The 12,880-nt window shown below is 35.1% G+C and carries 18 protein-coding genes; 7 read left to right on the plus strand and 11 right to left on the minus strand.

The window, feature by feature from the left end; all coding sequences use genetic code 11:
• The 3 genes from OCV57_RS09065 to OCV57_RS09075 all read left to right on the plus strand — a co-directional run.
• On the plus strand, window positions 1-238 hold a 238-nt coding region (locus OCV57_RS09065), incomplete at its 5' end, for a hypothetical protein (protein ID WP_267301251.1).
• Window positions 239-291: 53 nt separating this feature from the next.
• A complete protein-coding gene (locus OCV57_RS09070) occupies window positions 292-924 on the plus strand; it encodes a MuF-C-terminal domain-containing protein (protein ID WP_267301252.1) in 633 nt (210 codons plus the stop codon).
• The gene (locus tag OCV57_RS09075; protein WP_267301253.1) at window positions 893-1,903 is read left to right on the plus strand and encodes an LPD3 domain-containing protein; all 1,011 of its coding nucleotides are present in this window, start codon (window positions 893-895) and stop codon (window positions 1,901-1,903) included. Before OCV57_RS09070 ends, OCV57_RS09075 begins: the two co-directional genes overlap by 32 nt.
• A 21-nt stretch (window positions 1,904-1,924) precedes the next feature.
• Here OCV57_RS09075 and OCV57_RS09080 read toward each other — a convergent pair whose 3' ends face one another.
• Window positions 1,925-2,125, minus strand: a complete 201-nt coding sequence (locus OCV57_RS09080) for a hypothetical protein (protein ID WP_267301255.1) — start codon at window positions 2,123-2,125, stop codon at window positions 1,925-1,927.
• Window positions 2,126-2,227: 102 nt separating this feature from the next.
• Between OCV57_RS09080 and OCV57_RS09085 the strand changes: the two genes are divergently transcribed.
• The 4 genes from OCV57_RS09085 (at window position 2,228) to OCV57_RS09100 (ending at window position 4,141) form a co-directional block, all read left to right on the plus strand.
• Entirely contained in the window at window positions 2,228-2,470 is a 243-nt protein-coding gene (locus OCV57_RS09085; RefSeq protein ID WP_267301257.1) for a nucleotidyltransferase domain-containing protein, read from the plus strand.
• An 88-nt stretch (window positions 2,471-2,558) separates the two neighbouring features.
• Window positions 2,559-2,891: a nucleotidyltransferase family protein gene (locus OCV57_RS09090; protein ID WP_267301259.1), complete on the plus strand. Its 333-nt coding sequence runs from the start codon at window positions 2,559-2,561 to the stop codon at window positions 2,889-2,891.
• 51 nt (window positions 2,892-2,942) lie between these two features.
• Window positions 2,943-3,176 (plus strand): helix-turn-helix domain-containing protein, encoded by a 234-nt coding sequence (locus OCV57_RS09095; RefSeq protein ID WP_267301260.1) that lies wholly within the window; start codon window positions 2,943-2,945, stop codon window positions 3,174-3,176.
• Between the two features lie 677 nt (window positions 3,177-3,853).
• Window positions 3,854-4,141, plus strand: a complete 288-nt coding sequence (locus OCV57_RS09100) for a helix-turn-helix domain-containing protein (protein ID WP_267301261.1) — start codon at window positions 3,854-3,856, stop codon at window positions 4,139-4,141.
• Here the strand turns inward: OCV57_RS09100 and OCV57_RS09105 are convergent.
• The 10 genes from OCV57_RS09105 to OCV57_RS09150 form a co-directional block, all read right to left on the minus strand.
• A complete protein-coding gene (locus OCV57_RS09105; RefSeq protein ID WP_267301262.1) occupies window positions 4,100-4,594 on the minus strand; it encodes a tyrosine-type recombinase/integrase in 495 nt (164 codons plus the stop codon). The genes OCV57_RS09100 and OCV57_RS09105 overlap by 42 nt on opposite strands.
• Before the next feature lie 699 nt (window positions 4,595-5,293).
• On the minus strand, window positions 5,294-5,491 hold the full coding sequence (locus OCV57_RS09110; protein WP_267301263.1) for a hypothetical protein: 198 nt from the start codon (window positions 5,489-5,491) through the stop codon (window positions 5,294-5,296).
• Between the two features lie 191 nt (window positions 5,492-5,682).
• A complete protein-coding gene (locus OCV57_RS09115; protein WP_267301264.1) occupies window positions 5,683-7,332 on the minus strand; it encodes a hypothetical protein in 1,650 nt (549 codons plus the stop codon).
• 39 nt (window positions 7,333-7,371) lie between these two features.
• A complete protein-coding gene (locus OCV57_RS09120) occupies window positions 7,372-8,046 on the minus strand; it encodes a hypothetical protein (RefSeq protein WP_267301265.1) in 675 nt (224 codons plus the stop codon).
• A gap of 363 nt (window positions 8,047-8,409) precedes the next feature.
• Complete coding sequence (locus OCV57_RS09125; protein ID WP_267301266.1) at window positions 8,410-9,834, minus strand: deoxyguanosinetriphosphate triphosphohydrolase; 1,425 nt, start codon at window positions 9,832-9,834, stop codon at window positions 8,410-8,412.
• Window positions 9,835-9,854: 20 nt separating this feature from the next.
• Complete coding sequence (locus tag OCV57_RS09130; protein WP_117865725.1) at window positions 9,855-10,226, minus strand: ASCH domain-containing protein; 372 nt, start codon at window positions 10,224-10,226, stop codon at window positions 9,855-9,857.
• Between the two features lie 51 nt (window positions 10,227-10,277).
• Complete coding sequence (locus OCV57_RS09135; RefSeq protein WP_267301267.1) at window positions 10,278-11,345, minus strand: hypothetical protein; 1,068 nt, start codon at window positions 11,343-11,345, stop codon at window positions 10,278-10,280.
• Window positions 11,346-11,348: 3 nt separating this feature from the next.
• On the minus strand, window positions 11,349-11,858 hold the full coding sequence (locus tag OCV57_RS09140; protein WP_267301268.1) for an ATP-binding protein: 510 nt from the start codon (window positions 11,856-11,858) through the stop codon (window positions 11,349-11,351).
• Window positions 11,859-12,115: 257 nt separating this feature from the next.
• On the minus strand, window positions 12,116-12,370 hold the full coding sequence (locus OCV57_RS09145; RefSeq protein WP_267301269.1) for a hypothetical protein: 255 nt from the start codon (window positions 12,368-12,370) through the stop codon (window positions 12,116-12,118).
• A 12-nt stretch (window positions 12,371-12,382) separates the two neighbouring features.
• Window positions 12,383-12,871 carry a gamma-glutamylcyclotransferase family protein gene (locus OCV57_RS09150; protein WP_267301270.1) on the minus strand — a complete coding sequence of 163 codons (489 nt, stop codon included), beginning with the start codon at window positions 12,869-12,871 and terminating at the stop codon, window positions 12,383-12,385.
• Window positions 12,872-12,880 lie beyond the last annotated feature (9 nt).

The following is a 12,880-nucleotide window of genomic DNA, read 5'->3' on the forward strand; positions in this document are numbered from 1 at the left end:
TATAAAGCTTAAGTTTTCGCAAGAACAGATACTTGCATTAAAACAGGCTGTGGTGGCAGCTGCACAAAATGGTGAACATAACATACGGCATTGGGTAAGCGTCCGATATTCGCCCGATGAGCTACAGCATATATCATCTTTAGTAGCAGACTACTACTCTCAAAGTGTAATAGAGCATTCAAGGCAGAACGTTCAAGCGGTTGAAGTCCAGGACAACTCTGCCGATACAATGACTTGAAGGTATGTGATACACCTCAAATACTGCTTGACGTTGGCTGTGAGCAACTTCCAATGCTTTATACGCAAAAACATTTGAAAAAAGTTGTTCAACCAAAAGATTTGGAAAAGCATACACATTGCTTAACTACAGAACAAATAAAAAAGCTACCTGAATGGCTTGCAGATCCAGTAATGATATATGACTCATTATCAAGACAGGATAGTTTAGTAGTTGTAACATCAGAAATTGATATTGATAATGAGCCTATAATCGTAAGTGTCCGTCCAAGTGGTAATGGAAATTATAATCTTAGAAGAGTAAGCTCAAATTTTATAACAAGTGTATATGGGAGAGAAAACTTTGACAGACATTTGGAGCTAGAGTTACAAGCAGATAATATCTTGTATATAAACAAACAAAAAAGTCAAGAACTGTTCAGTGTGCTGCGACTACAATTCTCGCAGGGCTTAAACGCTCTTGACTCTAATATTATTATACACCAAAGTCGCAATATTGTCAAGGGTATGCAGCAGGAAAATATTGAATACAAGGATTATTCTGTTACACAGCAGGATATTGATATTCTTCGTTCGATAGAGCTAAGAAAAAGCGTACTCAATTTCACTGCGGAAGAATTACAGCTGACAAAGGATTGGGCTGAAAGGTTTGAAAATGACATACACAAAAAAATCGCCGTTTTATAGAGCTGTAAACGGCGAGTGGAGAGATAAAGAAACAACAAGGGCAGAAATTCTTTCAATTTCAAACTATAACGTCGACTTTAAGAAAATTCGTGAGGATATAAAAAATCAGACAATAGTACGTGGAGTTTTTACAAATAATGATACTGCTTGGAATATACAGATAAGCAGAAATGGTTTAGAAGACTCCGTCAAATATGGGTTTAAACACAAAGATACAACTGTATACAATATGCTATATCAGTTGCCAAAGCTTGTTGAGAATAGTATTTTACTTGATAGTTTTATTTCTGAAAGAAACAATTCAAACAAAGCATACAATACAGCTTTTATGCACAAATTGTATGGTGTATGCAGAGTTGATGACAAACCATACCTTGCGAAAATAACGGTTGAAGAATTTGCAAATGGGCAATCAGGTACACTTATGAGAATGTACAATTTTCAAGACATAAAAATAGAGCCTATCAGGCTCATAGAGTTCACTGAAGAACAGCTAGCTCGTTCAGTCCTGAAAGGTTCTAATATTAGTATATCAGATTTGTTCAAAGTTGTCAAACACTATGATAATGATTTTTACATTAATCACAGTGAACAAAAAAGTCAAGAACTGTTCAGTGTGCTGGGACTACAATCATCCCAGGGCTTAAACATTCTTGACCCTAATGTTATTATACACCAAAGTCGCAATATTGTCAAGGGTATGCAGAAGGAAAATAATGCAGAACAACTCTCTTTCTTTGAAAATTCGACATTGGAAGATACGGAAGTTGAGATACCTTTTGCAGTTGGTGATGAAATAGATTATGGCGAACGCCATTACACGATTTCAAAAATCGACAAAGAGAAAAATACAGTTACGCTCCTTGACTATAACACAGGTTGGTATCCTATTTCTCATGATGAGGACCTGTCAATGGTCATTGCCGAGTTTGAAGCGGTGAGGGAAAAGGAGATAGCTGGTTTTGTCAATATCACTTGACACATTTTATTCGAACAAGAATTATGCAACGAGAAAGATATGATCATAGTAGAGCTTTCTTCGGGCTGCCGGAGGCAGCCCACCGTTGGCGGTGCAGATTCTTCTGTTGGTCCAGTAACTCATATAATATCTCCAGATCATAGTCTTCAACTCTTTCATAGTGTAGTTCTCCGGCTTGTCCTCACGGCTGTAGAACAGCTCTTCTTTCATTCTTGCACACATACTTTCACAGCTAACGGAAAACTGTATCTAAAAAGGATAAAAGTCTTGACTTAGCGCAAGGTATAGAGTATACTTTAGATAAATAATAAGGGGGTGTCAGTTGTGAGTGTATTTCCCGTAAGAGCTAGTGGAGATGAAAACGTCTTAAAACACATTTTTCCCACAAAGCAGGCTGATATTCAGAAATTACTTGAGTATGTTAAGAGCAACTCAGAAATAAAGAAGGTCATTGTGTTTGGAAGCGCAGTAACATGGCAGTGCCGCCCGACAAATGACATAGATATTGCGGTACAATATGCTTCTGACAGGAAGTTTGCTGATATTGCCGCTGATTTAAGAAAATAAATGACTTCTGAATGTGATGTTGTAGATTATGATGATATTCACAGCGTATTTCTTAAACAGGAAATAGACAAGAAAGGAGTGCTTATCTATGACGGACAAAATCTATAGCATTGATGAAATAAAGCACTTAGTCGCTCCTGTTGCGAAAGAGTTTGAGCTTAATGAGATTTATCTTTTTGGCTCGTATTCCCGTGATACAGCCAATAAAGATAGTGATATCGATTTATATATACCTATTTTGCCCTCCAAAATAGGTATAAGGTATTTTGGTATGCTTGAAACTCTTAAGGATACATTTCAGAAGGATATCGATATTATCACTGACGATACTGTATTTTTGTCAGCTGAGGAACATGATAAATTTATGTTGGAAATAATGAAAGATAGGGTGATTATTTATAAACTATGCTTAAGGATCTGAATTTCAGGCCCTTTTTTTGTTGCCTAAATATATTGGAAAGGAGGAAAGAAAATGCGCATACCAAACAGCTTTATAACGGACCTCAGAAGCAATTACACAGATTTTGCCGTAGCCTGCAAACTATATAGCCTTGTCAGCTCTCATACCAAGCGTAGCAGCAACGGCTATGAAGTTTGCATTAAGCAGGAAACTATAGCTGCTTCCTGCAAATGCTCTGTATCAAGCGTAAAACGCTCTGTGTGCCGTCTTGAAGAAATGGATATAATTTCGTTTGGACGGCTCTGAGGGGCGTTTAGGGGCATATCACTATGCGTTGAAGCCTTATGACCTGAGCAAAAACTATTTTTTTATGAATAATCGTAAGGCGTACTCTGCCAAATTGTCACCAAAGCTTTTCTATGTGTATGCAGTATTCTGCAAACTCATGTGCAATGATATAGCAAGATTTTATCAGTCGCTTAATGACCTTTCTGCGCTCATCAGGCTGAGTAGGGCAGAAGTGTCAAAGGTCATAGCGGTGCTTATTGACAGGTCCATGGTGCGCAAACAGCTCAAACGAACTAGAGCAGGAGATTATACGGACAATACATATTTCATCGTCACTCGTAAACAAGGTTGCATAAAAAAAGCAGGACCTAGATCCAATAGGTCCTGCTCAAATGGTTTGTGTTCTCGTGGGAGTTCACAACTCAAACAGCTATATAATAACACCTCGAACGGAATTTGTCAATCCTTTTTACGAAATTTTTTATTATATAAGCCGATTATATTTTATTATGGGGGTAGTCCCTGATTTGCACCGTCATATTTATAACCCACTTTGTATTAATATCTAAAAAAGGTCAGATAGAGTAATTCTGTTATATTACTTAGTTCAGAATATGTAGTAATATATATGGCTTTTGATTTTTTTGAAATTGGCCCTTTTGCCTTTTTTTAGATAATTTTAGGAGAACTTTTTTATGTTGAGAAGAGAATATTTGATAAGATTGCGTACAGATATGCACTTTACACGAGAAAACATTGCTAAAGAGCTTGGCGTTAAAGACCGCTATCTCAAAAACATAGAGGACGGGCGAAGCCTATCTACGGAAGCTATAACACGGCATTTTATTGTTTTGTCAAAGCTTTTTGGTATATCAATAACCGACTTGGTGGCAATGGAAGCACTATACCAAGTTGCCAATATTGAGCTGATAGATACGATGTCAAATGAAACCACCGAGAGCAGTATTGACAATGTCGACTGATTTCGTCTTGTTTTCCTCAAAGCAATGACTATATATGTTTAACGTTGTAGTTGGGGTTGAGTGACCTAGTGTCGCTGATACAGTTACAGCGTCTATGCCAGCATTTATCTGCAGACTGGCGTTGAGATGTCTGAACGTATGAACGCCATAGAAAGGCAACCTAGATGCTGCACACATAACTCTGAGCCAACCATATGGTGTATTCGGGTGCATTGGCGTTCCGTCCCTTTTGGTGAAAAGTCTGCCTGATTTTGTGATTTTTTCGCCTTTGTTTTTTGCATAAGTGAAGTCATGTTCCTGTGCTAACTGAAACATAATCAGAAGTTGTGTAAGCTCTTTTGTAATGCTTACAGTACGCTGTGACTTTTTGGTTTTTGTAGTATCAGTATAGATTCCACGGCTTTTTGTGTAGTTTGACGTCCGCGGACTGTGAAGCACTTTTATTTTTTTCATTGTAATTAACCTTAGCGGTTAATATATATCCCCGTTAGGCTTAAGGACCTTTCGGCTGGACTCAGAATAAGACATAATGATGTGTAATCTTTGCGAAATCACTAACAACTGCGCCGTGATGGACACTAGCGAGTATAGACACTGTGGTGCTGAGCTACCTGTGAGAGTAACAAAGCAAGGGCGTCAACTTCGAGCCGACATTGTCGTAATGTAGTCCCATTGTTTGAATGTCACTGCAGATGTTTCGTGCGCCAAAGGGAAAAATCATTATATAGCGCAAGCAAAAAAATCAATACGATTACGGATTGTTTTTACATACACTCGGTCAAGCGGTATGCTTGGCTGACCAAAGAGCATTTCAGCGAGTGCTTTTTGGTCAATCAAACATGGTCACTGTTTTTTTAGATAAAATTTGAAGTCCGCAGATAAACTCTACGGACTTCCTAAGTGTTGTTGTGTTGGGACTATGAAATAGATGACATTAATTTTATGCCTTATTCAAATAAAATTATACATACTTTTGTTTTTTTCTTATTTAATAAGCTTCAAATAAATTGATAACATAACAAAAATGAATAAACCGCACAAGACGGATGTTTATGTGCAATTTAAAGCTGAGTCTAGTAATAATTCAAATCAAGCAATGTAGTTAATTAATATTTACCAAGCAAATTAATGTTCTTCTTTTGATATCTATACTTACTGATACTCATTTCGCTTTGCATAAGCTAAACTTTTTAAACTTTCAGATTCATTCGACGTAAGCTGAACGGAAATACTACGCTCTAATCTATAAGCTGCTTTAGAAGAAATGCGTCCCTTTGGAGGATCAATCAACTTGATTTTTCCAGCCGACTGGCTTAATTCTTTTGGAATATATCTACTTAATTTTCTCATAAAAACCTCACTATTAAAAAACTAAAAAACACTATCATTTTCATTAGGGCACTATATAGGTATCTATTGAAAACAATATGTCTCTCAAAACAGGTTTAGCCACAAGGCACATATAAGTTTATCACATTTCATGAATTTTGTCAACCCCAAAATTTATTATATGATGTATGAGACTAAAATAACAATCTTGTTCAAAATTTCAAAAGATTCTTAGAATATCCTATAAATCGAGGATCTGTTTGAAGTCCTAGCCACTGTGACATATTTATATCGTTTTGAAATGGCAATCTAAATGCTAAATACTCAGGAAACCTCATTAAAATAAGGCTTTTTGGTCCTCGACTTGGTGCAGAAGTAGCATCAATAATGTACTCACAAAAAGCCTTCTTTTCGTCGTTACTATTAAAATACTCATCTTCCTTATATAGTTCACAAACCCATACAAAGCGTGGCATTGGTATTGAAGCATAGTAATGCTTCAGTTCAATATCATTATAATTTGCCACTCTGTAATTTTTTAAGCTTTTAGAAGAAGCCATGAACATTCTAAAAATTACTTTTTCATTTTCGTCCAATATATTTTCTGAATATACAGAAAAGCCAAAATTATCATCATATAATAAATCACGAAAAATTGTTTCTGCATCCACCGCATCCATAAACATCCTTTTATATAAAGGGACCGATAATCCATCAACAAGCATATTTTTTGAAAAAGCTGAAAAGCATTTTATTTGATATACCGGAACATTATCATCAACAATTACATAATCCTCAAAAAAATCAGCGGAGTTTATTATAGGATTTTTATGATTATTATTTCTATTCTTATATGGTATATAGCAATTTTTGCTTGCTCTTTTGTAAAGGTCACTTTTGGACTTTCCATGCCCTATACATACAATTGAATGATTTTCATTAGATGAAGATTGGACGGTAGATGTAAGATTGACAGCTACTGGTATGCCAGATTCTATATAATAGTGCAGTATTCTCCTTAATTTATCGTTTTTTGTCAAAGAAGAGAATACATTATTATCCATGCCAAACAATGTATATAATCTTGGAGCAAAGCCAAACTCTGACATTACTTTGGTTAAAATTGGATATGTCGTTCCGCGAGATGGTAAAACGCGCTCATAATTATGCTTTTCTTCACAAGAGATAATATTACTAGGTGTTACAATTCGATAATCATTATAAGAATTTGAATAATAATCAAATATATTTAGCATTGTTATTTCAGCACATCGCATTGTTTCTTGATCCTGAGAACGATATGGAAATGCTTTAACCTGTAGAGGACGCCCAAAAATATTTAATTTGAACGCTGATAATCTCATGTAACACTCTGTTTCACTAAAAGGTATAAAATGTGGAGAAAACAAAGTTCTTCCTATCGCTCCTTTTACTAACGGATTGATTACACAACTTCCAATAAAATCTTGATTTAATTGTTCTATTTCGGCTGTGTAAAAAGCATCTCTAGAGTACATACCATTTATAAATGATAATCGCACAGATGATCTATTGACAGAAAAGTGCTGATTGGAATAATACATATAAAATGTATCTCTGTAACTTTGATCAATATAATAAGGTTCTACAACTAAAGTAAAAGGACAACTAATCTTATTCAAAAGTTTTACAAACCTACCTATTATTGAATGTGAAAATGTTGCTTCAATTGAATCTAAAATTTGATTATCTGCATCTTGTTCAAAAAAATCTATATATTCATCCGAAAATAAATATGTGCATAGTTCTTTTAATACGTCTTTCTTATTGTCATCGTTCACCATACTGAACGCAAGAAACTCTTCTTCCCCTGATATAAACATTTATATCTGCACTCCTCAGAATTATAATAAATATTATATTTAATACTTAAAATGATATCGGTATGTACCGTCATCTTTTTTTTTCTTAATTATCAATTTCTTATTTTCTAAGGAGGTCATAGCTGCTTTTATTTTACCGTCATCACAAAAGTCACAACTATCATCATCTGCGTTGTAATAATCACATACCCAAGTAGAATTATGCATATTACAAGTAATATTTGAATCTTTAGGCAACCATGATTTCAATTCGCTTAATGAGAAACCCTGTTTTCCATGTTCTTTATGATGCGTCATTGCCTGAAAATACACGCAAAAATCTCCATCATCCAACTCACTTGCGTTTCGAAACAATTCATATAGTTCAAATGCGCAAGTGCCTATAAGTATAGGAAGTGTTGTACCTGTAACACCTTTAAACAATACGTCAACAAAACCAGCATTTATACTAGCTTTAACTAAAGCTAAGATACTGTCTTTAATGATAATGCATTTTTTCCCAACTAAGAACTCGCTAGGTGCATCAACATTATTGTCCCAGATTTCAACGCTCTCCTTATTATTTGTATCATCGCTACAATAGTCGTTAAAGAATGCGGAAAAAACAATCTGCTTTTTTATCTTTTTTTCCTCATCGGATGATGTTTCTACCTCATTAAAAATTCCATCTAGTAACTCGTAGAATTCTTCATTGGTCACCTGATAATCAGCCATCTCAATCCTCCTCCAAATTATATAGTCCCAAATTGAACGTTGCTACCTAAAATGTATAATTTATAGCAGCCTATTTTCAATGATAAGTTAATTATACCATATTAATGAAATGTCGTCAATACACCATATCCAGCTAATTAATAATTAAAATTCTCAAAACGTTAGGGTTAAATATATATGCACCAAGAGTTGGCTGATTTGCACAACAACTAACAGAATAACTAGAAGGCTATTGTTCGTTTAAATAATTAAGTCAATGCTGTCAATAAAGATTATTTATATTCATAATCACTTACCTATTTATCATCTAAATAGAATAATATACAATTATCATTCCTTGAAAATCTCTCAATAATTATACAATCACTCGATCCCACTCAACTCCTGATAAAGCCTTTTAGCATAACTATCAGTCATACCGCAGACGAAATCAGTTACCAGAAGCAGTCTGAGATACAGCTTTTCTTTATCGCTCTTACCCTCAGAATATATTGTGTAAATTTGGCGGTAGTTCTCGGAAATCATACACATAAGCCTGTCCTCCATAGGTGAAAGCTTTACCTCCGTATCATAATGGATTGCCGCAGGAATGAAATTGTCGAGCAGAAAATTGATTATATTACCCGCTGAGATCTCCATTTTAAGTATCGGCTTAGAACGGAAAACATACTCGTATGCTATACCCCCTAAAGCCTTTGACAGAGCATTTCCACGTGATACAGAAAGCACATCTTTAGTGAATGTGCCTTCCATTATACTTCTGTAATTTCTTGTGAAACCATATGAAGCACAGTATAAAAGATTTCCCTGTATACTGATAACCCAATTCTGAACCGCATTAAGCTCGGGATTTGCTATTTTCTTAGCTTTAGCATTTTGATATTTTGTTTCCAACCAATCGATCATATTGGTATAATTTTTTCTCTCATCTTCATCGGCGCATTTACTTATGTATTTCTCACTTCTTAACTCTTCAAGAAGCTGATCATAACTCAGGAATCCTTTCTTAACTGCGTCCTCTATGTCAGCTGTCAGATAAGCTATATCATCGGCGGCTTCAAGCAAATATGTAAGTGGATACCGGCAACCTGCTGCACCGGTCGAAGATGTAATATCTTCAAAAAGCTCTTTTTCTGCAAGGTAATATCCCATCTTCTTAGTCTTGATATTACCACTGTGCTTATCTATTTCACAAGATGAAATCGGATACTTTATCAGCGTATTGAGCAAAGCATAAGTAAGATGCATACCGTTTTCATCAACAAGATAGTGCAGCTTTGTCAGCAAGCGAAGAGCCTGGGCATTACCCTCAAAACGAAGCAGATCGCTTTTCATCTGCTCGTCTAAATACCGATCAAGCGTAGTTCCGTCAAATTCAATTTTCGTTAGATTTGCTTCAAACCAGTTTCTGATGGAATCTTCACCAAAATGTCCGAAAGGAGGATTGCCTATATCATGCAGCAGCCCTGCACATTCGAGTATACTGCAAACGTTATCTTTTATTTCCGTAGTAAGTTCACTATCGATATTTTTGTCGATCAAATACTGAAAAGAAGTCTGTCCCAATGATTTGGCAAATGACGAAACTTCAAGAGAATGGGTTAGCCTTGTGCGCACAAAATCACTTTTATCCAAAGGGAAAACCTGAGTTTTATCCTGCAAACGTCTAAATGACGCACTGCATATTATTCTGTGATAATCCTTTTGAAACTCGTTGCGAAGATCTTTTTTACTTGGATATTTAGATCTAGTCTGACGTTTTTCACACAAAAGCTTTTCCCAATTCATTACAAGCCCTCTCTTTGCTGTTAATTCAAATAAACAAAAGACTGTGGTGCGTTTTTTAATCCATAATCAGAAAGACTTAGTGGATTTTTGAAATAATTAACTGTGCCTAGGCAGTATGCAAATGCAGTCTTCTTTTTATGATAATATAAATCAAAAAAATTCTTATTTATCCCAGCACCAATACAAGTTTGATTCCATACAACTTCAGGTGTACCTTCAATCAAACCTACAACTTCGACCTCACCAACAATTTTCATAACAGGAGCCGTTGAATAAATAACTATACTGTCTATTTTTCTTTTACATTTTACTTTTCTATACTCAAACACTTTTTTCCCTGACATAATATTATCAACGTGTTCAGGGTTAATTGACATAAGAACTTTACACACCCTTACCACCTCCAATATCATTATATCATATTTTGAATTGTGTTTTCAAGGCTATTTGATTAATTTCCCGATGTTCTGTTTTGCATAGGAAAGTATTGATTTAAAATCAGACATACTATACATTGCCTGGAATGGATGACCATCTTTCCATATTCCATTATTTTTTAATGTGAAGTAGTTCACATTATTTCCTTCACCAAAAGCATGATCATATACAATCTCAAGAACATATAAATTTCGCTGTGAATAAAATGACTCAATCTCTTCAGATGAAAATACAGATTTATTTCCAACCAAAACCTTATAATCTTCCAAAGCCATATACTCTACATAATTTTGTTTAATTTTAATGCACCTTACAATGGTACCATACGATGTTATGACGGATTTAAATTTTTTGTTTTCACCCGCAAACTTTCGGTAAATTAGTATCGGCTGATTTTCTTTGTAAACTGGCTCACTGTAAGGAAAGAATAAATACGTTTTTGTCATTCCATTTGCAGCAGCAAATTCTTCTGTTTCTTGTTTGGTATTCTTTAATTCAGAGTATGGGAACAATTTATCATGCCATTTTTCATCAATAGGAAGTAATGCAAATTCGTTTTGATCTTGGTTAATAAATGGGAAAGATGTGTATGGAGTAGAAAAATCTATCTCCTTTTTACTTCTAACATATATCCCTTCATTGTTTGGATTATATCCGGCCAATATAAATCCAAACTTTTTAAGCATTTCAATTAATTTCATATGCTTATCATATACGGTTACATAAATCTCTTCGTCATCGGATTCGAGCCAATTCCAAAGAGCAATTCCAATAGCTCCTTCTCCCAAACGGTTACCTTGAACCCTATCTGATAGCTTCAAAGTGCTTATTTTCAGACGTTTGCATGTTGGCAATTTCCCATTTTGCATTTGTATGGTTTCTACTTCGTCAAATTTAAGCATTACAAAAGCACCTAATCCGTTTTCATCAATATATGTGAATGCCTGTTTTTCTTCTCTAGCTTTTTTCAAATACCAATTTTCAAATTCAGGATAATCGTATTTAAGTGAATCAAAAAAAGGATCATTAATATCACATTCAGACAACAATCTCCATTTGTATGCGCCTGCCATAAATCACACTCTCCTTATTATTTCTACTATTTCATCAATTTTAAAATCATCATCGATCGTCAGGAATTTAATTTTTAACATTTTAGACAATTCTTTTGCATATTGAATTTCTTCATATTGAAACGATTTGAGAAAGTCTATATTATATTTTTGATTGTCACGATCCTTTAACCTTTTAAAAATCTCATTAGGATCTGACACCTTAGTTATGATAATTTTCGGATTCAATTTAATTATAACGTCACTATTAATTCTACAGATTTCACCATCGCCATTAAGCAAACACAAATGTCCATCCCAAATATATGGATTCCCATCATTTAAAGAATTCATAGCTTTTATGAGAACGCACTGATTGTCATCTATATTATTGATTAACTTATTTGAACTGTATGCTTCTTTTTTATATTTAGCAACCAGATGACTGGCTGAACAAGTCGGAATATTGTACTTGTTCAATTCCTTACACAGATACGATTTGCCTGAACCGTGAATTCCGCTAAGAAAAATCATTCATATCTTCCTTCTTGGACATTTGTCTATCCTACAAATGTATATTTACTATAAAACTAAATAGAGCGTTTTTAATAATATTGTTATGCACTTTTCGTTTCGACAAGCGTATGATTATTTCAACTTTCTACACATACAGACTTTTACGACAAAATATAATTTTATTTTTCAAGAAAATCTTATTTGTTATATTATACTACATTTATTCAACACATTTTTAAAAGTCGGTACGAATAGTATAGTTTTATGGTACGAAATCAATATGCGTCATTTTTACATAGCTTTTCTTCACACTCCACAAAATCCTTCGCCAACTGCACCGCCTCCGTAAAGCTGTTCTCCAGTATCTCAAACCCCACAGCCGCAGAAAAGTTGTATATCTCGACCTGCTCGGTTTCGTCAGCGAAAACCTGTATCAAAAAGCCCTCACAGAGAATTTTATCGCCTTTCTTGTCAACTTTGGGGATATATTTGTCTGGTGTAATTCTCACATAAAAATCCTTGTATCTCATTTCACCACCTCCTTAAAGCTTCATCTGAAGATCATCATCTTCGTCAAGCTCTTCATCTTGAATTTCATCAAAATACTGTTCGCAAACTGAACGTTCAAGTGCCGCCCTCAGATAGCTTGTGTCCATACCGTTCGCCTCATATCCCTGATTTATGACGCTGTAATAATAACTGGTCGGCGGCGATATCTGTCCTTTGTTCATCAAGTACGCCATGCACTCTTTCTTTTCTCCGTCTACCTCTATCTCAAACAGCTCCTTGCGGTAAAGATTTGGAAAGCCCTCATACCTGTCAAGACTGTGTTCGTCACGTCCGTCTATCTCCCATATGAGTATGGGGACTTCCGATTTATCATTCGGCACGATCGTCGCAACGCCTCTGAACTCTAGCTCATAGCCTTTCAGCATTTCTTTGCCGATGACCTTTGAATTCGGGCAGCGGTTTGACATTTGTTCAAGATTGATGTTGCTGCCATAGGCGATATATAATCTTCTGTATTCCATAAAAATCTC

Origin of the sequence: Hominimerdicola aceti (assembly GCF_025567495.1) — a bacterium.
GTDB classification, from domain to species: domain Bacteria; phylum Bacillota; class Clostridia; order Oscillospirales; family Ruminococcaceae; genus Hominimerdicola; species Hominimerdicola aceti.